This window comes from Actinoplanes sp. NPDC051537, from assembly GCF_055586105.1.
The window spans coordinates 88,691-112,826 of record NZ_JBVJIU010000019.1 but is presented as its reverse complement, the minus strand read 5'-3'; the positions used below and the strand labels follow the sequence as shown (position 1 = coordinate 112,826).

Annotated in this window: 24 protein-coding genes and 2 tRNA genes; 9 read left to right on the top strand and 17 right to left on the bottom strand. The window is 71.3% G+C overall.

The annotated features are described in order from the left end of the window. Positions 1–225: 225 nt before the first annotated feature. From ACZ6TB_RS38100 to ACZ6TB_RS38060, 9 genes are all read right to left on the bottom strand, one after another. Positions 226–1,560 carry a chaplin family protein gene (locus ACZ6TB_RS38100; RefSeq protein WP_465563178.1) on the bottom strand — a complete coding sequence of 445 codons (1,335 nt, stop codon included), beginning with the start codon at positions 1,558–1,560 and terminating at the stop codon, positions 226–228. Between the two features lie 259 nt (positions 1,561–1,819). Next, entirely contained in the window at positions 1,820–2,800 is a 981-nt protein-coding gene (locus ACZ6TB_RS38095; RefSeq protein WP_465563175.1) for a hypothetical protein, read from the bottom strand. A gap of 363 nt (positions 2,801–3,163) precedes the next feature. Next, positions 3,164–4,045, bottom strand: a complete 882-nt coding sequence (locus tag ACZ6TB_RS38090) for a hydroxymethylglutaryl-CoA lyase (RefSeq protein ID WP_465563171.1) — start codon at positions 4,043–4,045, stop codon at positions 3,164–3,166. 5 nt (positions 4,046–4,050) lie between these two features. Beyond that, on the bottom strand, positions 4,051–5,379 hold the full coding sequence (locus ACZ6TB_RS38085; RefSeq protein WP_465563168.1) for an acetyl-CoA carboxylase biotin carboxylase subunit: 1,329 nt from the start codon (positions 5,377–5,379) through the stop codon (positions 4,051–4,053). Positions 5,380–5,431: 52 nt separating this feature from the next. Next, positions 5,432–6,037 (bottom strand): TetR/AcrR family transcriptional regulator, encoded by a 606-nt coding sequence (locus ACZ6TB_RS38080; RefSeq protein WP_465563165.1) that lies wholly within the window; start codon positions 6,035–6,037, stop codon positions 5,432–5,434. A gap of 44 nt (positions 6,038–6,081) precedes the next feature. Beyond that, a complete protein-coding gene (locus ACZ6TB_RS38075; protein WP_465563162.1) occupies positions 6,082–8,844 on the bottom strand; it encodes a tetratricopeptide repeat protein in 2,763 nt (920 codons plus the stop codon). Further along, positions 8,841–10,586: an HSP90 family protein gene (locus tag ACZ6TB_RS38070; protein ID WP_465563160.1), complete on the bottom strand. Its 1,746-nt coding sequence runs from the start codon at positions 10,584–10,586 to the stop codon at positions 8,841–8,843. Before ACZ6TB_RS38070 ends, ACZ6TB_RS38075 begins: the two co-directional genes overlap by 4 nt. 43 nt (positions 10,587–10,629) lie before the next feature. Further along, complete coding sequence (locus ACZ6TB_RS38065; protein WP_465563157.1) at positions 10,630–11,529, bottom strand: sulfurtransferase; 900 nt, start codon at positions 11,527–11,529, stop codon at positions 10,630–10,632. 25 nt (positions 11,530–11,554) lie between these two features. Next, the gene (locus ACZ6TB_RS38060; protein WP_465563154.1) at positions 11,555–12,319 is read right to left on the bottom strand and encodes an SGNH/GDSL hydrolase family protein; all 765 of its coding nucleotides are present in this window, start codon (positions 12,317–12,319) and stop codon (positions 11,555–11,557) included. A gap of 142 nt (positions 12,320–12,461) precedes the next feature. Here ACZ6TB_RS38060 and ACZ6TB_RS38055 point away from each other — a divergent pair, with 142 nt between their 5' ends. From ACZ6TB_RS38055 to ACZ6TB_RS38040, 4 genes are read left to right on the top strand one after another with little or no spacing between them, the layout of a single operon-like run. Beyond that, the gene (locus ACZ6TB_RS38055; protein WP_465563152.1) at positions 12,462–14,195 is read left to right on the top strand and encodes a proline--tRNA ligase; all 1,734 of its coding nucleotides are present in this window, start codon (positions 12,462–12,464) and stop codon (positions 14,193–14,195) included. A gap of 25 nt (positions 14,196–14,220) precedes the next feature. Next, positions 14,221–14,613, top strand: coding sequence for a CBS domain-containing protein (locus ACZ6TB_RS38050; RefSeq protein WP_465563149.1), 393 nt, complete (start codon positions 14,221–14,223; stop codon positions 14,611–14,613). A 23-nt stretch (positions 14,614–14,636) separates the two neighbouring features. After that, positions 14,637–15,065 carry a SufE family protein gene (locus ACZ6TB_RS38045; RefSeq protein WP_465563146.1) on the top strand — a complete coding sequence of 143 codons (429 nt, stop codon included), beginning with the start codon at positions 14,637–14,639 and terminating at the stop codon, positions 15,063–15,065. Positions 15,066–15,087: 22 nt separating this feature from the next. Continuing rightward, positions 15,088–15,732 (top strand): DsbA family oxidoreductase, encoded by a 645-nt coding sequence (locus ACZ6TB_RS38040; protein WP_465563380.1) that lies wholly within the window; start codon positions 15,088–15,090, stop codon positions 15,730–15,732. Between the two features lie 35 nt (positions 15,733–15,767). Here the strand turns inward: ACZ6TB_RS38040 and ACZ6TB_RS38035 are convergent, their stop codons facing one another. Together ACZ6TB_RS38035 and ACZ6TB_RS38030 are read right to left on the bottom strand one after the other, a co-directional pair. Further along, the gene (locus ACZ6TB_RS38035) at positions 15,768–16,316 is read right to left on the bottom strand and encodes a YbaK/EbsC family protein (protein WP_465563378.1); all 549 of its coding nucleotides are present in this window, start codon (positions 16,314–16,316) and stop codon (positions 15,768–15,770) included. A gap of 18 nt (positions 16,317–16,334) precedes the next feature. Beyond that, positions 16,335–17,099, bottom strand: a complete 765-nt coding sequence (locus ACZ6TB_RS38030) for an SDR family oxidoreductase (protein WP_465563143.1) — start codon at positions 17,097–17,099, stop codon at positions 16,335–16,337. 93 nt (positions 17,100–17,192) lie between these two features. Here ACZ6TB_RS38030 and ACZ6TB_RS38025 point away from each other — a divergent pair, with 93 nt between their 5' ends. From ACZ6TB_RS38025 to ACZ6TB_RS38005, 5 genes are all read left to right on the top strand, one after another. Continuing rightward, positions 17,193–17,663, top strand: a complete 471-nt coding sequence (locus ACZ6TB_RS38025; RefSeq protein ID WP_465563142.1) for a hypothetical protein — start codon at positions 17,193–17,195, stop codon at positions 17,661–17,663. 13 nt (positions 17,664–17,676) lie between these two features. Beyond that, positions 17,677–18,372, top strand: coding sequence for a DUF6461 domain-containing protein (locus ACZ6TB_RS38020; RefSeq protein ID WP_465563140.1), 696 nt, complete (start codon positions 17,677–17,679; stop codon positions 18,370–18,372). 65 nt (positions 18,373–18,437) lie between these two features. Then, positions 18,438–18,971: a helix-turn-helix domain-containing protein gene (locus tag ACZ6TB_RS38015; protein ID WP_465563376.1), complete on the top strand. Its 534-nt coding sequence runs from the start codon at positions 18,438–18,440 to the stop codon at positions 18,969–18,971. Positions 18,972–19,102: 131 nt separating this feature from the next. Then, entirely contained in the window at positions 19,103–20,395 is a 1,293-nt protein-coding gene (locus ACZ6TB_RS38010) for a class I SAM-dependent methyltransferase (protein ID WP_465563136.1), read from the top strand. Between the two features lie 179 nt (positions 20,396–20,574). Next, the gene (locus ACZ6TB_RS38005; RefSeq protein ID WP_465563133.1) at positions 20,575–20,970 is read left to right on the top strand and encodes an NUDIX domain-containing protein; all 396 of its coding nucleotides are present in this window, start codon (positions 20,575–20,577) and stop codon (positions 20,968–20,970) included. 26 nt (positions 20,971–20,996) lie between these two features. Here ACZ6TB_RS38005 and ACZ6TB_RS38000 read toward each other — a convergent pair whose 3' ends face one another. The 6 genes from ACZ6TB_RS38000 to ACZ6TB_RS37975 form a co-directional block, all read right to left on the bottom strand. Continuing rightward, positions 20,997–22,145, bottom strand: coding sequence for a hypothetical protein (locus ACZ6TB_RS38000; protein WP_465563130.1), 1,149 nt, complete (start codon positions 22,143–22,145; stop codon positions 20,997–20,999). Then, positions 22,142–22,273, bottom strand: coding sequence for an RNA polymerase sigma factor (locus ACZ6TB_RS37995; RefSeq protein WP_465563128.1), 132 nt, complete (start codon positions 22,271–22,273; stop codon positions 22,142–22,144). The genes ACZ6TB_RS38000 and ACZ6TB_RS37995 overlap by 4 nt, the downstream gene beginning before the upstream one ends. A 445-nt stretch (positions 22,274–22,718) precedes the next feature. Then, positions 22,719–22,791, bottom strand: a tRNA-Ala gene (locus ACZ6TB_RS37990). 22 nt (positions 22,792–22,813) lie between these two features. Beyond that, positions 22,814–22,942, bottom strand: coding sequence for a DLW-39 family protein (locus tag ACZ6TB_RS37985; RefSeq protein WP_433307920.1), 129 nt, complete (start codon positions 22,940–22,942; stop codon positions 22,814–22,816). Between the two features lie 147 nt (positions 22,943–23,089). Then, a tRNA-Ile gene (locus tag ACZ6TB_RS37980) sits at positions 23,090–23,163 on the bottom strand. 77 nt (positions 23,164–23,240) lie between these two features. Beyond that, positions 23,241–24,134, bottom strand: a complete 894-nt coding sequence (locus ACZ6TB_RS37975) for a DUF3566 domain-containing protein (RefSeq protein WP_465563121.1) — start codon at positions 24,132–24,134, stop codon at positions 23,241–23,243. Positions 24,135–24,136: the final 2 nt, after the last annotated feature.

The following is a 24,136-nucleotide window of genomic DNA, read 5'->3' as shown; positions in this document are numbered from 1 at the left end:
GACCGTTAGGGTAGCGCACGCGATCGAGGATCGACAACGACGGACGGGAGCCTCCGCCGGCTGCGGAGACTCCCGTCCGTTTGTGGTGCTCCCGGCGTCGTGGAGGGACGCCGGTATTACCCGGCGCCTCGCGGCGCCGGTACGGGTCGCGCCCGGGACGGCGCTACCCGGTTCTCTTTCGCTGCCGCCTGTTTCAGCGCAGCGTTTCGAACTGGCTCAGCTGCTTCAGCGCAGCGTGTTGAGCAGGCCCAGCCCGGCGATGCCCGAACCGTCCGAGACGTTGCTGACGGTGCCGGTCAGGCCCTCGACCGGGGAGGACTCGCGGCCGCCGGTCTTGGTGGTGTCCGAGCCGGTGGCCGGCGAGACGGCGCCGTAGCCGCCGTTGTCGTCCGCGGCGTTGTCGTCGGCCGCGTTGTCGTTGTAGCCGTTCGAGGCCGGCTTCGCGCCGTGGCCGTAGCCGCCGTTGGCGGCGCCGTTGTCACCCATGTACGCGTCGTCGTCGCCGTTGTCACCGGCGTTGTCGTTCCCGTTGCCGTTGCCGTGACCGTGACCGTGGCCGTGGCCGTTGCCCTGGTGGCCGTTGTCGCCACCGAAGCCGCCGAAGTCGTCGCCGAGGTCGAGCCCGTTCACGCAGGCGGCGTGCGAGCTGGCCGCACCCAGGATGCCGAGCGAGTTGCCGCAGACGTTGATCGGCACGTTGATCGGGACGCCGATCTGGGTGCCGTTCAGGATCCCGTTGTCGTCGCCGTGGCCCTGGACGAAGTTGTCGTTGTGGCCCGACTCGTTGACCGAGACGGCGTGCGAGTCGGCGGAGCCGAGCAGCGCGACCGAGTTGCCCGACAGGTTCACCGGCAGGCTGATCGGCGCGTACAGCTGGGTGCCGTTCGCGATGCCGTTGTTGTCGCCGGCGATCTGCCAGCCACCCTCGGTGACGTGGGCGCTCTCCTTGCCGTGCCGGCGGTGGCCGCGCACGGAAACGTTGTTCGCGCAGAACGCCTGGGTGTAGCTGCCGCCCAGGATCGCGAGGGAGTTCCCGCACACGTTGATCGGAACGTCGATCGGCGCGTAGATCTGGGTGCCGTTCAGGATCCCGTTGTTGTCACCGGAGATCTGGCCGCCACCCCAGCCGCCCTCGGTGGTGTGCGCGCTCTCGGCCTTGCGGCCCCGCACGTTGTTGACGCCGACGGCGTGGGTGTCGGCGGCGCCGAGAACGGCGGCCGAGTTGCCGACCGCGTTCACCGGAACGCTGACCGGCAGGTACACCTGGGTGCCGTTGAGGATGCCGTTGTTGTCACCGGTGCGCTGAACGTCGCCGAGGTGACCGCTCTCGGTCGCGTTGACGCCGGCGGCGTGGGTGTTCGCCTCGCCGAGGATGCCCAGGGCGTTCCCGACGATGTTGACCGGGACCTGCACCGGGACGGCGATCTGCGTGCCGTTGAGGATGCCGTTGTTGTCGCCGGTCACCTGGTGGGTGTCGGCGTGAGCGGCGCCGGGGGCGAACAGCAGGGCGCCAGCGGCCAGGACACCGACGCTCAGAGTCTTGCGAACCCAAGTCTTCATGCGGAAGAAATGCCTTTCAGAAATGTTTCGGCAAATGGCGGGACATATTTAGTTGTTGACGTTCCGGAACTGCATTTCGGGCGCAGCGGTGCCCTGGCTCTTTTTCTTCTGCCCTGACTCCGCTTGTCGACGTGCGCCCATGTGGCGCTTCGGTGCGGTTGCGTGTGATTCAGGCGAGTGCGATTCGCCGCTTGTTCGCAAGCGGTTGAGGAATCGAGCCGGAACGCGACACCGATGGGTGCCGGCCGGACGCCATCACTCAGTCAGGTGAGACGGTCGGCGCCTCGGCGTCATAGCGCCGGACCTCGACGTCGGACACGATCGGCAGTCGGTGGCAGGCCATCGAGCTGTTCACGATCGCGGCCGGCAGGAAGGCCGCGGAGCCACCTTCCGTCGGTGTCCCCGACCCGCTGGTCGGAGTACCGCTGACGTCCCCGAGGTGCAGCTGCCAGTTGGCAGATCCGTCACCGCCGGGTGTGTCCTCGCCCGTGGTCGCCTGCTCGGTGGCCGCCGCGGGGGCGGTCCGGTGCCGGCGAACGATGTGGTGCGAGGCCGCCTTGATGTGCCGGGCCACGGCGCCGGCGCGAACCGCGCCCGCGGTCGGGGCCCGCAAGACCTTGCTGATCTTCGCGGAGCTCGCCGGTGCCACCGACGTCTCCGGTGCGACCTGGATCTCGGGCGCGACCTGGGCGTCCGGCGTGACCGCCGGCTCCTGGGGCCGCTCGTCGATCGGGCTTACGTCCGGGATGTCGGCCGTATCGGTCACCGCGGCGATGATCCGCCGCGGGGTGTCCGTGGATCCGCCGGTGAGGCGGAGTGGTCCGGCGACCTCCCGCAGAACCGTGTCGACGCCGCCCGTGACGGTGTCCACTGTGGTCCCGGTACTACCGTGGGTGACCTCGTTGACGGCTTCCACCGGGCGCGTGAGCACCCGTTTCGGAACCGCGAGGATGTCGGCCACGACGTGGTGCTGATGGGCCGGCACGGTCTCCAGCGGCTGGGCGGCCGCTGTCAGGAGTCCGGAGACCGGCGCGGTGGCGTCGCTGCCGACGACCGCGCCGAGCAACGAGCCGGTGGGCTCGTCGGCCCGGTCCGCGGCGTTCGCGGCGGCGCCGGTGAGCAGCCAGGCCGCACCGGCCAGACCGCCGACCACGAGCAGGCGCAGACCCCATCGGCTCCGTCGCCGCTCCGCCCCCTGGATGAGAGGCGGCAAGGACGGGGAGACATCGGTGGGGGGCACGGACGGCTGCGGGTGTGCCGCGCGCGCAACGCGCTCGACTCCCAGCCCCGTCATCGTTTCCGCCCCTCGTCGTCGGCATTTCGGCCGGTGGCGTATCCGCCGGGAATCCGGCGACATCGGCCACTCGTATTGGTAACGAAGCGGCCGAGCGGGGGTCACGCGGGCAAATCGGAAAAATGATCGCAGAGGGCTCCGGGATAAATCACGCCAATTCGGCTCTGCCCGTGGAATCACGCGGGAGTGAGGCGCGGTCCAGGTGGTGGCTGGCGTCGGCCACGAAGCGGCCGCATACCGGGGTTGTGTGTGGTCGTTTCGCGGACGCCGTCAGGCGCCGCCTGGGCCACGCCGCAGCCCCTCGTGATTTCACGGACAGAGCCGAGTGCGAGGTCCCGCTCGCAGAACACCCGACGGAAGAGTGCGGCCGAGCAGTTTCTCGGCCATCTCCGCGGTTTCGATCAGGCGGTCCAGGTCGATGCCGGTCTCGATGCCCATGTCGTGCAGCATGTGCACGACCTCTTCGGTCGCCACGTTGCCGGAGGCGCCCGGCGCGTAGGGACAGCCCCCGATCCCGCCCACGCTCGCGTCGAACTCGGTCACCCCGAGGTCGAGCGCGGTGATGATGTTGGCGAGGCCGGTGCCCCGGGTGTTGTGGAAGTGCAGTAGATCGGGGCGTACGGCGGAGAGCAGGTCACGCACCCGGCGAGGCGTCGCCATGCCGGTGGTGTCGCCGAACGCGATGCGGTCGGCGCCGTCGGCCCGGACCCGGGCCACGATCGCCGCCACCCGATCGGGATCGACGTCACCCTCGAACGGGCAGCCGAAGCTGGTCGCCACGATCACCTCGAGGGTCGCGCCGGCGTCGTGGACCAGCGGGATCAGCGCGGCGATGTCGGCGACGGACTCCTCTGTGGAGCGATTGAGGTTGCGGCGGTTGTGCGTGTCGCTGGCCGAGACGACGACCTCGATCTCGCGGAGACCCGCGGCGATCGCACGCTGGGCGCCTCGCGTGTTGGGAATGAGCGCGGAATACCGTACGTCCGGATTTCTTCGAATTTTGGCCCAGACGTCGTCCGCGTCCGCCATCTGCGGGATAGCCCGCGGATGCACGAACGAGACGGCCTCGATCCGCCGCACCCCGGTCTCGCTCAGCGCGTCGATCAGGCGAACCTTGGACTCGGTCGGGATCGGCTCCTCGTTCTGCAGCCCGTCCCGCGGCGCTACCTCTCTGATGCTCACCGACGTCATGGGGATCACCTCATCCGGGCGACGATGCCCGTGTCGTAGTCGCCGGTGAGGAACTCGTCGTTCTCCAGCAACTCCGCGAAGAAGGGCAGGTTGTTCTTGGGTCCGGCGATCACGAAGCCGGCCACCGCGGCGCGCGCCCGGGCGATGGCCTCGTCGCGGTCGGCGCCGAAGACGATCAGCTTGGCCATCAGCGAGTCGTAGGAGGGCGTGACGATGTTGCCCTCGGTGTAGCCGGAGTCGACCCGGACGCCCTCGCCCGACGGCTCGACCCAGGTCGTGATCGCGCCGGGGCCGGGCAGGAACCGCTTCGGGTCCTCGGCGTTGACGCGCAGCTCGATGGCGTGCCCGCCGGTCGTCTCCGGAATGGTGACCGGCTCGCCGGACGCGATCCGCAGCTGCTGCTCGACCAGGTCGATGCCGTGGATCAGCTCGGTGATCGGGTGCTCGACCTGGAGCCGCGTGTTCATCTCGAGGAAGAAGAACTCGCCGGTCGCGGGGTCGAGCAGGCACTCGACCGTGCCGGCGTTGCGGTAGCCGACCGCCTCGCCGGCCTTGACCGCGGCCTTCTTGAAGCGATCGCGCAGCGCCGCGTCGACCGCCGGGGACGGCGCCTCCTCGACCAGCTTCTGGTTGCGGCGCTGCACCGAGCACTCGCGCTCGCTCAGGGCGATCACCCGGCCGTCGGCGAGGCCGAGGATCTGCACCTCGACGTGGCGGACCCGGGGGAAGTAGCGCTCGATCAGCACCGAGCCGTCGCCGAACATCCGCTCGGCGAACGCGCGGACCTTGTCGTACTCGGTGCGCAGGCCGTTCTCGTCGTTCGCCACGGCCATGCCCATGCCGCCGCCACCGGCCGCGGCCTTGACCATCACCGGGTAGCCGATCGCGGTGGCCGCCTCGATCGCGGCCTCGACCGTCGCGGCCGGGTCGTGCGAGCCCGGCGCGACCGGGACGCCGGCCTCGGCCATCAGGTTGCGCGCGTTGATCTTGTCGCCCATCGCGGCGATCGCGTCGGCCGGCGGGCCGACCCAGATCAGGCCGTTCGCCTCGACGGCGCGGGCGAAGTCGGCGTTCTCGCTGAGGAAGCCGTAGCCGGGGTGGATCGCCTGGGCGCCGGTCGACTTGGCGGCGGCCAGGATCGCCTCGGCGTTGCGGTAGCTCTGGGCCGGGTTGGCCGGGCCGATGTTCACGGCCTCGTCGGCCTCGAGGACGAAGGGCAGGCCGGTGTCGGCCTCCGAGTGCACCGCGATCGTGCGAATTCCGAGCCGGTTCGCGGTTCGGATGACACGGCGGGCGATCTCACCGCGGTTGGCGATGAGCAGCGACTCGATCATTTTCTCTACTTTCCCGGCGCCGTTGCCGAGGTTCTTTACTTACTTTCCGAACTTATTTTCCGAGCAGGGCGTGCCCGGTGGCGTCGCGCAGCAGGGCGGCCCGGCGGCGGCGGTCGACCTCGCCGCCCAGGAACGGCGTCGAGTTCATCAGGCCGAACGCCGAGTGGGCGAGCACCCGGGCCTCCGCCGCCTCGAGCTCGGGCCGCAGCGTGCCCAGCACGCCGACCCACTCCTCGACGTAGAGGCGCTGGAGGCGGCGGATCTGCCGGCGCGGCTCGTCCGGCAGGCGGTCGAGCTCGTGCAGGTGCAGGGCGATGACGGCCGGGTTGGCCAGCGCGAACTCGACGTGGAAGTCGATCAGGTCGGCCAGGGCGGCGCCGGCGTCGTCGGGGTGCTCGGCGACCCGGGCCTTGCCGCCGTGCAGCAGGCCCTCGCTGACCGGGATCAGCGCGGCCACCAGCATCGCCTCCTTGCCGGCGAAATGGTGGTAGAGCGCCGGGCCGGTCACGCCGGCGGCCGAGCCGATGTCGTCCATCGATACGCCGTGATAGCCGCGCGCCGCGAACAGACCGACCGCGATCTCGAGGATCTCGTCGCGGCGCGACCGCCGCCGGGGCGCGGGCGGGCCCGGCCGCTGCTGCTGATCAACCGTCGTCACGAGGCAACTCTAACCCGCTGTCAAGCGATCGCCTTAACGGACGTTCAGGATGTGGACAGCGCCTCACGGATCTCCGCATACACCTTCTCAGCCACCTCGCGGCCCGGCGCCTCCGGGGCCATGCCGTCGAGCAGCTGCCGCATGACGGTCTCGGCCGCGGTCAGCTCGCCGGAGCGGAACAGCGCCTCGCCGTACATGCCGGCCAGCCGGTCGCCGTCGTCCTCGGCCCCGATCTCGCGCAGCCGGGCCGCCACGTCGCGCAGCACCGGCACGGCCTCGGCGTAGCGACCGCGAGACATCAGGACCCGGCCGTGCTCCCAGGCGGTCAGCCCGTTCTGCCAGATCGCGTTGGGCACGCCCGCCACCTCGGCGGGCAGCGCCGCGAACCGCTCGGCGGCCAGCCGGGCCGTCTCGAGGGCGGCGTCGGGATCGTCGGCGAAGTGCAGCGCCCCGATCCGCCGGCGCAGCACGCGCAGCTCGCCGATCAGGTCGCCGGCCTCGTGCAGGTCGTTCGCGGCGGCGAGGAAGGCGTCGGCCGCCTCGGCGTCCCGGTCGAGGTCGTAGAGCAGGCCCGCGGCCTCCTCGCCGACCTGGCCGCGGCCGGCCGGGTTGCCGGCGAGCCGCTCGATCAGCTCCCGGTAGCGGGCGACCGCGCCGGCCTTGTCGCCGATCTCCAGGTATTGCCGGGCCAGCAGGAATCGGGTGTTGTCGGCCTGGTCGTCGTCGCCGATCTCCTCGAGCGCGCGCAGCGCCTCCTCGGCGACCTCGGCCGCCTCGAACGCGCGACCGGCCATCGCGTACGCCTCGGCCAGCTCGTACCGCGCGTAGGCGCCGCCGGAGTCGAAGCCCCGCTCGGCGCAGAGCGCGACCGCCTCGACCAGGTCGGCGATCGCGTCGTCGGCCCGGCCGAGCCGCTTGAGAGCGTTGCCCCGGCCGACGTGGGCCGGCAGCGCCTCGCCCGGCTCGCCGGTGGCCAGCGCCGCCCCGAACGCCTCGAGCTGCGCCTCCGGGTCGTCGAGCAGCTGGCCGTAGAGGGTGGCGACATCGGCCAGGCGGCGGCTCGGGCCGTGCACCCGGTAGTACTCCCAGGCGTCCCGGGCCGCCGCCAGGGCCGCCTCGTGATCGTGGGCGTTGGCCCGGATTCGCGCCCGCAGCCCGGCGTGCATGGCGACCAGGCGCGGGTCGCCGGACTCGGCCGCGTACGCGTCGGCGCGGTCGCCGGCCTCGATCGCCTCGGCGACCTCCTGCCGGATCAGGTGCAAGATGGACAGTCGGGCCCAGGCGGCGGCGCGCTCGGCCGGACCGCCGTTCTTCTCCTGGTGGTCGACGTCGGCCTGGATCGCCGTGCCGTCGATGTCGCCCTCCTGGGCGCGGGCGGTCGCCACCCGGGCGCGCATCGCGAGCGCGTCGCCCTCGGCGCCGGCCGCCGCGTACATCTCGGCGGCCTCGGCCCACTTCGCGAGGGCGGCGTCGTCGCCGGCGGCCCGCAGCCGGGTGCCGGTCAGCGCCGTGAACCGGGCCGCGAGCAGCGGGTCGTCCAGCACCGGGAACCGCTCGGCGACGGCGTCGAGGGTCGCGGCCAGGGCGGCGTCCTGCTCCTGGCGGGACTGCTCGGCGGCCAGCTCCATCAGTTCGGCGGCGCTCGCCGTCGCCGGAACCTCCACCTCGGGTGCGGCAGCGGCGGGCGCCGGGGGACGGGCCGGGCGCGCGGTCGGCGAGAGCGAGACCTCGATCCCGTACGGCTCGGCGGCGATCCGGTCGGCGATCTGGCGACCCTGGTAGTCGTTGCCGTTCCGGGCGTCGAACCGGGCCGCCACCGCCATCGCCCGCGCGGCCATCTCGGTCGCCAGCGCGGCCACCGTGACCTCGCCGCTCTCCGGACGGCGCACGGTCAGGTCGCCGTGGCCCTGCTCGGTGAGCCGGCGCAGCAGCATCGCGGCGTCGGCCGCGAAGTTCATCTCGGCGGCCGGCGACGGCGCCTTCGCCAGCCAGTCGATGTGCCGCTGGAGCATCTCGAGGCCACGGGCCTCGTTGCCGGTGCGGCCGCAGAACGCGATGTGCGACCCGATGTTCCACAGGTCGGCGAGGTTGCCCCGCTCCAGCCGGTACGCCCGGCGGTGCGCGTCGGCCGCCTTGTCCAGGTCACCGGTGTGCAGGTAGGCCTGGGTCAGCTCGCGCAGGATGCCCTGCGGCTGCTCGTTGCAGGACAGCTCGCCGGCCAGCACCGGCTCGGCCATCTCGATGACGTCGGCGTAGCGGCGCCGCGAGTTCAGGTAGTTCGCCACGTCGGTCGGGTCGCAGCCGGCGCAGTCGGAGAGGCTGTCGCGCGGCGCGGCCTGCCACCGCGCGTACCACTCGTCGGCCTCGTCGTTGCGCCCGAGATGGTTGGCCACCAGGTAGCGGTGCTTGTGGACGGTCTGCAGGCTGTGACCGGCCTCGAGGTAGCGGCGTTCCATGTCGTCGAGCACCGCGAACGTGCGGTCGAGCGGGATCTCGGGGAACTGGCCGAGCGCGTTGACCATGTACTTGAAGTGCCACAACAGGGTGTGCATGCGGCGCTCGTGGTGCGGGCCCGGGTTGCGGTCGAAATCGCTGAGGCACCAGGAGAACGTGACGAACGACTTCACCTTCTCCCCGCCGTACGTGTACGCGTTCGTCGCGATCAGCCGGGCGGTGAACGCGAGATCGGCGTCGCCGGCCTCGTCGACCTGGCGCAGGATCTGCTCGACCAGCGCGATCTGGGCCGAGCCGTACGGCATCCGCCGCGCCTGGTCGAGCAGCTCCCACAACTCTTCGGCGGTCTTCATCGGTTCTCCCCCTCGCTGGGAACCGCCCGGTCCAGCAGGCCCATGAACGACGTGGTCAGCAGCGCCGCGTCGGCCGGCCGGATCGGGTGGTGGCCGAGCAGCAGCGCCTGGCCGTAGAGCGACTCGACGGCCAGCCCCGCGAGCTCGGGATCGCCGATCGCGACCACCCGGCGGACCAGCGGGTTGCGGTGGTTGAGCACGAGCTGCGGCCGCTCCGGCGGGGCGACCGAGGCGAGCGCGTCGAGCACGCCGCCCCACAGGTCGTCGGACTTGTCGCGGCTGGCCGTGAACTGGTCGTGGAACGCCGCGGCCCGGCTCACCAGGTACAGCGCCGGGACGGTGACCGGGTCGTACGCGCGAAGGACGACCTCGCAGCCGAGCCGGTCGAGCCGGCGCTGCGCGGCCGCCAGGAACGGTCGCAGCCGCAGCTCGGTCTCGGCGTCGAGCCCGGTGAAGCGGGTGGCCAGGTCGGCCGGCTCGAGCCGCTCGACCCGCACCTCGGGGTCCACTGTGGCCAGCCGCTCGATGATCTCGGTGTCGTAGACGTAGCCGCCGTTGACCAGGCCGACCTCCTGCGCCGCGGCGACGGCGGCGAGCTGGCGGAACTCGTCGGCGGTGGGCGCGAAGCGGATCAGCCCGTAGCGCTCGCGGAACTCGGCCAGCGTCATCGGGCCGGTGTTGGTCTCCATCGGCCACCACTGCTCGACCAGGCGCAGCATCTCGTCGTCGTGCAGGGCGAGCGCCTTGACCCCGAGGTGGTGCACGCCGAGGAAGCGGCTGAGCCGGCGCGGGTCGGTGGCGGCCATCCGCACGAGCCAGCCGCGCAGCTGGTCGGCGATCGCGTCGCGGGTGTCGTTGAGCAGGCCGTCGTCGTAGAGCGCCTCGCGGCTGGCGGTCGGGCGCAGCTCGGTGCTGTCGACCACGCAGCGGGCGAAGAACGCCCACTCCGGGAGCAGGCCCTCGACGCTCTCGGCCAGGAGCATCCGCTTCAGGTAGACCCGGTGCCCGCCGCGGGCCGCCGGGTTGACGGCCGTGGGCAGCACGAACGCGGCTCCGGTCAGGCCGGCCTCGGGCACGTTGAGCTCGACCACGTCGAAGGGGGTGAAGCCGAGGACACGTTCCGCGTACCCGAAAAGGGCCTCCCGGCTCGCCTCCCAGGGAACGGCGCCGCCGGTGACGCGACGGCCGTCGACGTCGATGGTCACGGGCAGCAGCGAACCGTAGAGCTGCACCAAATCCCGTACGGTCGCGGTTTGCAGAAGATGCTCGGAGCCGCGGCGCGGCAGCAGGGTGACCGTCGTCCCCGGCTCGCGCTCCTCCCCCGCACCCACCTCGTAGCGGCCGTCGGAGTAACCCGTCCAGAGGACCGCCGGCGCGCCCGCCCGGCGCGTGTGCACCCGGATCTCGTCGGCCACCATGAAGCAGGAGAGCAGGCCGATGCCGAACTGGCCGAGGAACTCGTGGCGCGCGAAGCCCAGCTCGTCCCGCTTCGAGCTGCGGCCGATGGTGGCGAGCAACTCGTGCACCTGCGCCTCGGTGAGCCCGATGCCGTTGTCGGCGACCCGCAACGCGTCGCCGCCGGTCGTGATCTCCACCCGGCCGGACGCGGCCTCCCCGGTCGCGGTGATCGCGTCGACCGCGTTCTGCAGCAGCTCTCGGACGTAGACGCGTGGGCTCGCGTAGAGGTGGTGACTCAGCAGGTCGACGATGCCCCGTAGATCGACCTGGAACGTGTTGCTCACGGGCGAGAAAGCTACCTTTCCCGCCCGTGCCACGAAAGCTGGTTCAGCTCATGCCACCCGGTTCGGCGCCGCGGGCGATCGGCGCCCGCACCAGGTTGCCCCACTCGGTCCAGGAGCCGTCGTAGTTGCGCACCTGCGGGTAGCCGAGCAGGTGGTGCAGGACGAACCAGGTGTGGCTCGACCGCTCGCCGATCCGGCAGTAGGCGATGATGTCGTCCGCCGACTCCAGGCCCAGCTCGTCTCGATAGATCTTGGTGAGCTCGTCGGCCTGCTTGAACGTGCCGTCCTCGTTCGCCGCCGACTTCCACGGCCGGCTCAGCGCGCCCGGGATGTGCCCGCCGCGCAGCGCGCCCTCCTGCGGGTACGCCTCCATGTGGGTGAGCTCGCCCGTGTACTCCTGCGGCGAGCGCACGTCGACCAGCGGCCGCCCGCTCGCGATGTGCCCCATCACCTGGTCGCGGAAGGCCCGGATCTCGACGTCGTTGCGCACCGGAACGGGATAGTCGGCCCGCGGGCGGCTCGTCTTGTCGCGGGTCAGCGACCGCCCCTCGGCCACCCACTTCTGCCGGCCGCCGTCGAGCAGGCGCACGTCGCGGTGGCCGAAGAGGCTGAAGACCCAGAGGGCGTACGCGGCCCACCAGTTGAAGTTGTCGCCGTAGAAGACGATCGTGTCGTCCCGGCCGATGCCCTTGGCCTCGCACAGCGCCGCGAACGCGGCCGGATCGAGGTAGTCGCGGGTGATCTGGTCGTTGAGCTCGAGGTGCCAGTCGACCTTGACGGCCCCCGGGATGTGGCCGGTGTCGTAGAGCAGCACATCCTCGTCCGACTCCACGACCACGAGGCCGGGCGTGTCGAGGTTGGCGGCCAGCCACTCGGTGGTGACCAGCTTGTCGGGGTGCGCGTACGCCTGCAGAGAAGGCGCCGGATCGTTCGCAACGGACATGCCGTTCACGCTAGCCCTTCGGCGCTCATTCGATGGGCGCCAACGCCGGACGCTTGGCCTTGATCACATCGCCGCTGGAGTGACCGCGCAGATGCCGGCCCATCCACGGCACCAGGTGTTCGCGGGCCCAGCGCAGGTCGGCGCCGCGGGCCATCAGCCACGGGGTCGGCTCGGGCGTCGGCGGCACCAGCATCCACTCGTCATCGATGCCCACGCCGAGCACGTTGAGCACGTGCGCGGCGACCCGCCGGTGGCCGGCCGCCGACAGGTGCAGCCGGTCGGGCGCCCACATGTGCGGGTGGTGGAAGGTGTCGTCGCCGAACAGGTCGATGACGTACGCGCCGTACTTCTCGCCGAGCATGCTGGCCCCGTCGTTGAGCACCGCGGCCCGCGGGCTCATGATGCGCTGCCCCGGCAGGTGGGCGGTGACGTCGGCGAAGCGGAAGAGCAGGACGTCGGCGCCGGCCTCCCGCAGCCGGGCGACCATCGGCTCCATCCGCGCGACCAGCGCGTGCGGGTCGACCCGGGGCCGCAGCACGTCGTTGCCGCCGCCGGCGAAGCTGACCAGGCCCGGCCGCATCGCCAGGGTCGGTTCGAGCTGGTCGTCGACGATCTGGTCGAGCAGCTTCCCGCGGACCGCGAGATTGGCGTACCCGAACTCGGGGCCGTAGTCCACGGCCAGTCGCGCGGCCACCAGGTCGGCCCACCCGCGATACGTGCCGTTCGGATACGCGTCGCTGAGACCCTCGGTGAAGCTGTCCCCCATCGCCACGAAGCTGCGCCAGGTCATTCGCCGCCCGCCCCCCTTAACGCCCCTTCACCTGTACCGTGCAGCCAGTTTTCCACCGGACGGGGAGCGAGCCCAGAGTGACGATGGCGACACCCGGGTAAACCGATGGTTTCCGTCGTACCCCCTCAATACGCTGCTCCGCATGCTGTTGCGAATGTCCACCTTGCTTCTCAAGACCCTGCGTGAGGAGCCGGCGGACGCGGAGGTGCCGAGTCATCGGCTGCTGCTGCGCGCCGGTTTCATCCGTCGCGCGGCCCCGGGTGGCTACACCTGGCTCCCGCTCGGCAAGCTCGTCCTCGACCGGGTGATCGCCGTCGTGCGCGAGGAGATGACCGCGATCGGCGGCCAGGAGGTCCTGTTCCCGGCGCTGCTGCCGCGCGAGCCCTACGACGTCAGCAACCGCTGGACCGAGTACGGCGACGACATCTTCACGCTGACCGACCGGCGCGGCGGCGACTTCCTCCTGGCGCCGACCCACGAGGAGATGTTCACCCTCCTGGTGCAGGACATGACGAGCTCGTACCGCGATCTCCCGCTGCTGTTGTTCCAGGTGCAGACCAAGTTCCGGGACGAGGCCCGGCCGCGTGCCGGCCTCCTGCGCGGCCGCGAGTTCCTGATGAAGGACGCCTACTCGTTCACCCTCGACGATCAAGGGCTGATCGCGACGTACGGGTCGGTCCGCGCCGCCTATCAGCGGGTCTTCGAGCGGCTCGGCCTGTCCCACACGATCGTCTCGGCGATGTCGGGCGCGATGGGCGGCTCGGCGTCGGAGGAGTTCCTGGCCATGGCCGATGTGGGCGAGGACACGTTCGTCGGCTGCACCTCGTGTTCCTACGCGGCCAACACCGAGGCGGTCGTGACGCCGACGCCTGCTTCTGGGCAGGCCGCGGCCGGCCCGCTCTCGGTGCACGACACCCCGTCCACGCCGACCATCGCCTCCCTGGTCGACCTCGCCAACTCGCGCGCCCTCGAGGGCCGCAGCGACTGGACTGCGGCCGACACCTTGAAGAACGTGGTGGTCACCGTCCACCACCCCGGCCGCGACGACGAGTTGCTGGTCATCGGCGTGCCCGGCGACCGCGAGGTGGACATGAAGCGGCTGGAGGCCGCCCTGTCCCCGGCCACCGCGACACTTTTCGACGATTTCGACGCCCGGCCCGACCTGGTCAAGGGCTACATCGGCCCGCAGGGCATCAAGGTGCGCTACCTCGCCGACCCGCGCGTCGCCGCCGGCACCGCCTGGCTGACCGGGGCCAACGAGGCGGGCAAGCACGCGACGAACGTGGTGGCCGGCCGCGACTTCACGCCGGACGGCACGATCGAGGCGGCCGAGGTGCGGGCCGGCGACCCCTGCCCGGCCTGCGGCGACGGCCTGTTGACGATGCGGCGCGGCATCGAGATCGCGCACATCTTCCAGCTCGGCCGGCGCTACACGGACGCGTTCAAGGTCGACGTGCTCGGCGAGGACGGCAAGCCGGTGCGCCCGACCATGGGCTCGTACGGGATCGGCGTCTCCCGGGCCGTGGCCGCCATCGCCGAGCAGCACCACGACGACCGCGGCCTGCTCTGGCCGGACGAGGTCGCCCCGGCCGACGTGCACGTGATCGCGGCCGGCAAGGACGGGCAGGTTTCGGCCGCGTTGAAACTCGGCGGCGAGCTTTCCGCGGCCGGATTGCGGGTGCTGATCGACGACCGCCCGCAGCTGTCGGCGGGCGTGAAGTTCACCGATTCCGAGCTGCTGGGCGTCGCCCGGTCGGTGGTGGTCGGCCGCCGCCTCGGCGAGGGCATCGTGGAGTTCCGCGATCGGCGCACCGGCGATCGGGTCGATGTGCCGCTTTCGGATGTGCCGCGTGTAGTCAGAGAGTCACTCGGGTAACAAGCTGCATAACGGGAGGTTTGCCATGGCGAGAGTGTCGGTCGCGGAGGTGATGACCCGGCGGGTCGTCTACCTGCCGGAGGCCACGACGCTGGACGAGGCCGCGCAGGCGATGCGCGACCAGGGCATCGGCGACGTGGTGGTGACCGGTGGGCCGACGATGATCGGCGTGGTCACCGACCGCGACATCGTCGTGCGGGCGGTGGCGTCCGATCTCCCGGTCAAGCAGACGACGCTGGGCGCGATCGTGTCCCGTGAGCTGATCATGGTGGAGCAGTCGGCCACGGTGGACGAGGCGGTGCAGGCCATGCGCGAGCGGGGCGTGCGCCGCCTGCTCGTCTGCGACGCCGACCGCAAGGTCGTCGGCATCCTGAGCCTGAGTGACGTGGCCCTCCTCCCGACGTCGGCGCCGGCCTGACTTTGCCGCGTAGATTCATTTCCGTGAGCGACATCCCAGTGAAGCTGGCGGAGATCGTCGAGGAGTTCGCCTCGGCGCCGCGCGAGGTCGTGCTCGAGATGCTTCTCGAGTTCTCCGACGAGGTGCCGCCGCTGCCGGCCGAGCTGGCCGGGCACGAGGGCATGGAACAGGTGCCCGAGTGCCAGACCCAGTTCTTCCTCAAGGCGGTCGTGCAGCCGGACGACACGGTGACGACCTGGTTCGACTGCCCGCCGGAGGCGCCGACGACCCGGGCCTTCGCCGGCATCCTGGCCGAGGGCCTGGCCGGCGCCTCGACCGCCGAGATCCTCGCCGTACCCGATGATCTCTACGCCCGGATGGGCCTGGCCAACGCGATCAGCCCGCTGCGCATTCGCGGCGGCTCGGCGATCCTGGCCCGGCTCAAGCGCCAGGTCGCCGAACAGTCTCGTTGATCTCGTCGTGGGGGAGCTCGCCTTGGACATCCAGGTCTGGTCCGACGTCGTCTGCCCGTGGTGCTACCTCGGCAAGAAGCGCCTCGAGCGGGCGCTCGCCGAGTTCCCCGGCGAGGTCACGGTGACCTACCGGGCCTATCAGCTCGACCCCTCGCCGGTGCCCCGGCCGGTCCGCACCAAGGAGGCGCTGGCCGCGAAGGTCGGCGGCCACGACCGGGCCGAGCAGATGTTCGCGCACGTCACCGCCGTCGCGGCGGGCGACGGCCTGCGGCTCGACTACGACGCGTCGATCGCGGCCAACACCTTCGACGCGCACCGGCTGATCGCGTGGGCGGCCGGCCAGGGGCTGCAGGCCGAGATGCTCGACGCCCTCCAGCGGGCGCACTTCACCGGCGGCGTCGACCTCGGCGCCCTTCCGGCGCTGTCCGAGGTGGCGGCGTCGATCGGCCTGGACGGCGGGGCCGCGCTCGCCTATCTGGAGAGCGACGCCGGCACCGGCGCCGTGAACGCGGACCTCGCCCAGGCGCGCGAGCTCGGCATCACCAGCGTCCCGACGTTCGTGATCGACGGGAAGTTCGCGATCCAGGGCGCCCAGGAGCCGGCCACGATCCGGGCCGCTCTCGAGGAGATCGCCCGCCGGGAAGCATCGGTCGACGTCGGTCTATAACGTTCCACGTGAAACCGCCCAAGCGGGCCCGGACATCAGACCAGCCGCGCCAGGTCCTCGATGACCTCGGCGTTCGGGAGGGCGCCGAGGGCGGGCCCGGCGATCGCGATCTTGCTGTGCCGGACGCCGGAGCCGACGATCACGTGCGGGGTGGCGACCACCCGGGCGTCGACCAGGATCGGCCAGTCGGCGGGCAGGCCGATCGGGGTGATGCCGCCGTACTCCATCCCGGTCAGCGCGACCGCCTCGTCCATCGGGGCGAAGCTGCACTTGCGCACGTTCAGGTGGCGCCGGACGACGCCGTTCACGTCGGCCCGCGTCGTGGCCAGGACGATGCAGGCCGCGTATCGGGTGACGCCTTCGCGCTTGCCCGCCACCACGACGCAGTTCGCCGAGACGTCGAGGCCGACGTCGTACGCCTCGCAGAACGCGGCGGTGTCGGCGAGGCTCGCGTCGATCGGCGCGACCAGCACCTGGTCGGCGTCGATCGGCGCCTCGGCCGGCCACACCGCCAGCGCCTTGGCCACCGGATCGGCCAGCAGGTCGGGGCGGGACTGGGCGGGTTCGAGCTTCAGGCTTCCCATCACGCCCGCCATCCTTGCTCAATACTTCGCGGCCAGGTAGTCCCGCCACGCGTGCGTGCCGGTCGGTGTCGCCGTCGTGGTCTGCGCGCCCGACCGGATCGCCCGGGCCATGCCGCCGGGGAACCGCAGCCGCCAGATCGGCCGCCGTGAGCCGCGAGCCGCGAGCCAGCCGCGGGCCATCTCGTCGAAGGTCAGCACCTCCGGGCCGGCGTACTCGGTGGTCTCGCCGGTCGCCGGCCGCGCGATCAGCTCGGCGATCCGGTCGGCCACGTCCTCGATCGCGACCGGCTGGATCTGCCACCCGGGGTCGATGATCACCGGGCCGAGCTTGCTCGTGGTCTCCAGGAGCTTCTCGATGAACGGGTGGAACTGCGCGGCCCGCAGGATCGTGTACGGGATGCCGGCGCCCTTCACCACCTCCTCGGTGTCGAGCTTGGCCCGGTAGTAGCGGTAGGCCACCCGGTCGATGCCGTTGATCGACACGTAGAGGACGTGCCGCACGCCGGCCGCCTTGGCCGCCGTGAGGAGCCGCTCGGTGCCCTCGACGTCGGTCTGCTGCGGGCGGCCGGGCGCCGAGGCCAGATGCACGATCACATCCACGCCCTCGACCGCTTCTTTCAGGCCTTCTCCGGTACGCAGATCGGCCGCGACCCACCCCGGGCGGGCGCGCCGGCTCATCGGCCGCACCCGGTGGCCGTCCTTCTCGAGCCGGGGCAGCACCGCCGTACCCAGCGTTCCGCTCGCACCTGTGACCAGCACCGTCATGGTCGTGTTGTCCGTCATGCCGTCCGGACGATCGACGCACCGGGTTCGTGACGTGTCGCCGGTCACCCCGACTCCTCAGCCCTCGGCGGATCTTGCCGACTGTCAGGGGTTGTGAGGGAACGTCGCGGCGCACGGATCGGGACCGTCAGTGGCCTCGCCCTGCTCGCCGGCGGAACGGCGGTCGCGGCCGTCGCCGGGGGCGCGCATTCGATCTTCGCGACGGTCCTGCTCGGCCTGCTGGCCCTCGGCATGGGTCACGCTCTGCTCGTCGAGATCAAGCGGCAGGCGCAGCGGTCGAGCCCCGGCGGCTGGCAGCGGGCCGACACGGTCAACGCGGTGCTGCTGGCGTGCTGGGCCGAGGCCGCGATGATCCTGACGATCATCGAGGCCGGTCCGGTTCCGGTGCGGGTGGTGGGTGGCGCTCTCTTCGCCGCGTACGCCGGGAGCTGTGCCTACTTCGTGACCGAGCGTCGGCGTACGGTCGCCGCCCGCTTTCTCCCCGCTCCCTCCCCCGATCCCGCGCCGAGTCACGCCGTCGGGGATGTCGCACCGATCGGGTCACCGGCCCTGCCGGGTCTCTGATCTACTGTCCGCCGTGCGTCGCCGATCACTCGCCCTGCTTCTCACCGCGGGCGCCCTCGCCGCCTGCAGCCCCCGCCGCACCGCGTCCCCCGCGGCGGCGGCCACCCCGCGTGCGGCGGTGGCCGACGACTACTGGTGGCTCTCCCTCGAACACGACCTCAGCCAGGGCTTCTGCTTCACCTGGGTGAAGGGCCTGATCCCGCAGCAGGTCCTCAAGCGGCTCGGCGTCAAGGAGCTGGAGCGGATCGGCTGGCAGCAACTGGTCGGCTCGGGCGACGGTCAGGAGGCCGGCTCTGCGTACCGCTACTTCATCGGCGTCACCCGGCTCGAGGGCTGGTCGCTGATCGTCGAGGACAACGGCGATCTCGGCGTGACCGACGCCATCGTGCGGCCGCTCTCCGCGGGCACTACCGTGGTCGCCCTGCATCGCGGCGCCGACGGGCACGGGCGCTTCCTGCTTCTCCAGGACACCGGCATCCAGTTGGACTTCGATCCGATGGCGTACGCGACCAGGTCCGGCAGCCGGGCGGCGGAGCTCGCGCCGATGCTCGCCGAGGCCGGTTTCGGCGTCGGCGTCGGCGACGATCCGGACCGCACCACCGAGGCCGGGTTCGCCCTCGCCGAGCGGCTGACCGGCGCGGAACTCACCCAGGAGCTGCTGCGGAAGCAGACGTACGTGCTCACGGCCGTGCCACGTTCGCGCGACTGAAAGAATCAATAGCCGTTCGGTTGTTGCATCGGAGATCCGTTCGGGGCCAACATTCACCCGTGACGATGCGCTCGGAGTTGCTGAGCATCGGCGAGGCGGCGATCCTGCTGCGGTCCACCCGACAGCAGGTCACCGACCTCTGCGCGGGCGGCCTGTTGCCGTACGTCGCCGATGGCCGGCAGCGACGCCTGCGCCGGGCCGATGTGGAGGCCCTGGCCCAGCCGAAGCTCTCGAAGCAGCAGCTGGAGCAGCTGTGGCTGCACCGGGCGATCGCCGGCAAGTTCGTCGCCAACCCGGCCGCACTGCTGGCGGCCGCCGCGATCACCCTGCGCCGGTTGCGCCGGCTGCACCCCGAGGGCGTTTCGTGGGACTGGCTCGATCGCTGGCAGGTCGTGATCGACAACGGCGCCGAGGCCGTGCTCGACGCGCTCACGTCCTCCGCCGAGTACGCGGTCGAGCTGCGCGCCACATCGCCGTTCACCGGCATCCTGTCCGAAGTGGAGCGGGTAACGGTGCTGGCCGCGCTGGCCGAGAGCCGCCGCGACCGCGCGCGACCGGTGCCCGCCGAGAAGGTTGAGCGAGTACTACGCGCAGTGTGAGTCATCGATCACAAAGTTAGAAAATGACCTTATGAAACGAGCCGCGGCGGGCGGATAGTGGATCAGTTCAAACCCCGGCCGCGCCGACGGCGTTTCCCGCCGCGCGACTGGCTGCGCCCCCGGGAGGCTTCGTGTCGATCATTACCCCCCATTCGACGACCGCGACCAGGCTGACCGGCCTTCTCGAGGCCCTTCTGCAGACGTCGTTGCCGGTGCGGATCCGAGCCTGGGATGGCTCCACCGCCGGCCCGGCCGACGCTCCGCTCCTGGTCATCCGCAACAAACGCGCCCTGCGCCGCATCATGTGGCAACCGAACGATCTCGGCCTGGCTCGCGCCTACGTGGCCGGCGAGATCGAGCTCGACGGCGATCTCTACGAGGCGCTCACCCGCCTCGCCGATCTCGTCTGGCGGCCACCGGATCTCCGGGACGTGCCGCTCCACGAGGTCGCCGGCGACCTGCTGCGGCTCGGCGTGCTCGGCACCCAGCCCAAGCCGCCGCCGGAGGAGATGCACGTCAGCGGCGCCCGGCACAGCAAGCGCCGGGACAAGCAGGCGGTGAGCCAGCACTACGACGTCGGGAACGACTTCTACCGCATCGTGCTCGGCGAGAGCATGGTCTACTCCTGCGCGTACTGGACGTCGGACGCGCCCGGGTACGGCCTGGCCGACGCCCAGCGGGACAAGTTGGACCTGATCTGCCGCAAGCTCGGCCTCCGGCCCGGCATGCGGCTGCTCGACGTCGGCTGCGGCTGGGGCAGCCTGGCCATGCACGCCGCCCGCGAGTACGGCGTGACCGTGCTCGGCATCACGCTCTCGGGCGAACAGGCCGACTTCGCCCGCAAGCAGGTCGCCGAGGCCGGCCTCACCGACCAGGTCGAGATCCGCATCCAGGACTATCGCGACCTCGACGACGGCCCGTTCGACGCGATCTCCAGCGTCGGGATGGCCGAGCACGTCGGCACCGGCCCGTACCGGGAGTACGCCGACATCCTCCACACTCAGCTCAAGCCCGGTGGCCGCCTGCTGAATCACCAGATCGCCCGCCTGCACCTGCCGCCGAAGCAGCCGCACCAGCAGCGCTCGTTCATCGACGCCTACGTCTTCCCCGACGGCGAGCTGGCTCCGGTCGGCACCACCGTCACGATCCTGGAAGAGGCGGGTTTCGAGGTACGCGACGTGCACGCCCTGCGCGAGCATTACGCCCGCACGTTGCGCGCCTGGGTCGCCAACCTGGAATCGGACTGGTCCACCGCCGTACGGCTGACCAGCCCCGGCCGCGCTCGCGTCTGGCGGCTCTACATGGCCGCGTCGGCCCTGGCTTTCGAACAGGCCCGAATCGGCGTAAACCAGATCCTGGCCGTCAAACCGCACCGTACCGGCCCGTCGGACATGCCGGCGACCCGCGAGACCTTCCTGACGTAGCCGCGCCGAGACCGCCGTGGTGCTCGGTCACCTGCCCCGACGGGGCACCACGGCCACACCTCGTTCGAGGGTGACGATCTGTCCATTTCGGTCAGTGACCTGCCGGTTACCACCCGATAGATCCCCAACTTATCCACAGCCATGAGCGCGATCTTCGTCCTCCCGCTAGCCTGCGACTCGTGGAAGAACGAAAACGGGCCGCCGCCGTGATCGTCCGAGACGGCCGTGTCCTCATGGTTCACGAGCGCAGCAGACGATCCGGCGGCGGTGAGTGGTGGACCCTTCCCGGCGGCGGCGTGGAGCCCGGCGAGACCCCCGAGCAGGCCCTGGCCCGGGAGGTCTTCGAGGAGACGGGCCTGGTGGTGAGCCAGGCCAAGCACGTCCTCGAGATGCCCTACCCCTCCGGCATGACCTCGGTCTTCGCGGTCGAGGTGGCAGACGGCGAGCCTCGCCTGGGCCACGACGACGGTGTGGGTCCCGAGCCGCTGGGCCTGGATTGGCTCCCGGCGCCCGAGCTGCCCATCGAATCCCACGGCGTTCCGATCCCACCGATGATCGTCGTGCTGCCCGCGTAGTTCCTGGTTCCTACAGCCGAAAGTTCTTACCACCGGACCCGCAGCAGGATCGGGTCGCCGCCGGCCAGGCTGCCCCGGGCGTACCGGATGGTCTCGTTCCCCATCCAGTCGATGCCGGTGACCAGCTTGCTCCGGTCGGCGCCGGCCGCCAGGCTCGGCGTCCGGACGTCCTTGCGCACCTCGCCGGTGCGGGCGTCGAGGATTACGACTCGCTGTGTCCAGGCGCTCGCGCTGCGGTAGGTCACCAGGGCGGCGGCGTGCTGATTGTCCGGGGAAAGCGCGAAATAGACGTCGCCGCAGTCCTTGATGCCCGGCTGCAGGACGCCGACGCGTTCCCCGGTGCCGGCGTCCTCGATGTCGGCCGAACAGGTCGAACCGCCGAGCGCCGGCCAGCTGATGATGCGGTTCGCGGTGGCCTGCATCCCGAAGTAGGGCAGCTCCCAGCCGTTGCCGCCGACGTCCGGGGTCAGCTGGGTCGCCCGGCCGCTGCGGATGTCGTAGCGGTTGAGGATGGGCCGGGTGTACTCCTGGCCCGGCTTGCCGGTCTGCTTGATCGCCCACCAGAACAGGGTGGTGGCGTTGCCGGTCATCGGCATCGAGCGCGGTTCGGACACGGTGGGGTCGGTCGGGGCCGGACGCGACGCGACCGTGCGGCCCGCGGCGTCGAGAACCACGACGGTCAGCGGGCCGAACTGGTTCTTGTTGCTCGACGGCGCGTAGCCCATCGTGGCGAGACCACCGCCCTCGATCGGGGCCGGCCCCATGTAGGTGCCGGCGGACAGGCCGGGCTGGGGGTCGCTGACCGGAACGACCACGTTCTTGCCCCCGACGGTCCGCAACTGCGCCGCGATCTCACCGGCCGAGCCCGGGACGTGCGTGCCGGAGGGGACGCCCGAGGTCGCCGGGGGCGCGTCCCGGTTCTGCCAGAGCCCGATCAGTCGCTCGCCGACCAGGCCGCCGCCGGTGATGTCGGGTGCCGGCCGGGCGTGCACGAGCGGATAGGAGGCGCCGAGCGCGAGCACGACGATGCCCGCCTTCAAGGCGGCCGCGCGGCGACGGATCTTCCGGGCCCGGGCGTGGACCGCGGCGCGGTCCGGGACGAGAGCCGGAGCGTTCGCGGCGCTGGCACGCACGGCTTCTTCGAGCTCGGGCGGCAGCTGAATCTCGGTGGTCACCGGTTCTCCTCACTCAGCTCGCGGCGCAGCGCCGTCATCGCCCGAGAGAGCCGGCTGCGCACGGTCCCCTCGGCGATGTGCAGAACGTCCGCGGTCTCGGCGGTCGACAGCCCAAAGAGGACCGGCACACGACGACGGCCCGGGCATCCACACCGAGCCGGCCAAGCGCCACCATCGCGTCGCTGCCATCGGATTCCGGCGGCCACACCGCCGGCAGCCCGCGGTCGCTCGCCGGCAGAGCCCGCTCGCGCCGCAGCTTGCGCCGCCACGAGGTGGCCCAGTTCAACCCGACCCGAAAGACCCATCCCGCCGGGTTGTCGGCCGCCGACACGTGCCGCCACCGAACAAACGCCCGCGCCATGGCTTCGTCAGCAGCCTCGCGAGCAAGAGAGGATTCACCCAAAGCCACCGCAAGCGCCCGATAGACGCGGTCAACCGTGGCAGCGTAGAAGCTCTCGTAGGAGTCCGCCCCCGCGTCCGCTCCCGCGCACCGCCTCGCCGACGATGCCAGTCTCCATGCCGGATAGACGCGCGAGCAGCCCGCGATGCTCCCACCCAGGAGCCGATTTTCTGTGGAGCCCAGGGGACTTGAACCCCTAACCCCCGCCTTGCAAAGGCGGTGCTCTGCCAGTTGAGCTAGGGCCCCGTTTTACGTGACCGCTCCGAGCCTATCGAAGGTCAGGAGCCGTAGTCGCCTCGTGCCACAGAGCCCGCTCGTCACTAGAGGCCTTGACCTTCTTAACAACAAGCGCAGCCACGGTAACGACACCGGCCACGATAAGAAGCTTCTTCAGCACGGGTTGGTCCCCCCAAACTTCGCGCAAGCAGGTCACCACCGCGCCCACCGCCGGCCCGCGGGGTTTCCGGGGGCTCGGCCCCCGGAGCAGATATGACGAGTGACCCCGGCTCACGGTGTGTGTGAGCAGGGGCCACCCTGTCACTCGTGGGGCTAGCTGGAATCGAACCAGCGACCTCAGAGTTATCAGCTCTGCGCTCTAACCGACTGAGCTATAGCCCCGCGCGATTGCGACACCGAAGATTACCGCACCGGGCCGCGGGCCACCAAAACGGGGTGGCCCGCAGCGGCGATGCGGGTCAGTCGCGCTCCGCGAGGGTGAGCTCGACGCCGCCGACCAGGTCGGCGCAGACGTTGTAGATGAACGCGCCGAGGGTCGCGAGCGCCGTGAACAGGACGACGTTCACCGCCCCGATCAGCATCGACGTGCCGATGACGCCCCACGCGGTGATCTGGAATCCGCTGCTGGAGGACGCGTCGGTGCCGCCGGAGGCGCTCACCAGCTCCTTGAGGCTGCTGTTCACCTCACCCCAGACGCCCATCGCGTCGAGGGCCAGGTAGAGCACCGAGGTGGCGACGACCACGACGATGAACAGCACCACGGAGACCGCGAACGAGAACTTCATCACGGACCAGGGGTCGATCCGCTTGAGGTTGAGCCGGGCACGGCGTGGTCCGCGGGCGGCGGCCGACGACACGGTCGACCGTGCCGACCGCACGGCCTCGGTGACGCGGGCCGCACCGACGGCGGCGGAGCCGGTCGTGTTGCCGGGGCTGCGCTGCTGCTGCTGCTTGGCTCCGGTCGTGTTTCCGGGCTGGTGTCCGGGCGCGCCGGGGCCGGCCCCCGGACCGCCGGCCGGACGCTGCGGTGCGGCCGGACCGGTGGGACGCTGCGGCGCGGCGCCGGGCATGGCGCCCTTGCCCTTGGTGACGATCGGCACGGTCGCCGAGCCCTTGGCCACTGCCGGCCCGGGCCGCTTCGCGTCGGACGAACCGTCCTTGTCGGCGGGCTCACCCGGCGGCGGGGCCATGCCCGGCGCCCGGGTGAACTTCGGCGGGGACGGGGCATCGGCGGGGGACGCGGCCCGAGCCGCGGCTTCGCGCCCGTTCGCGGCGGCGCCTTCTTTTTTGGCCGCCTCGTCCGGAGTCGCTGAGGCCCCCGCGGCCCCCGACTTCGCCTGTGTCTCCGGCATCA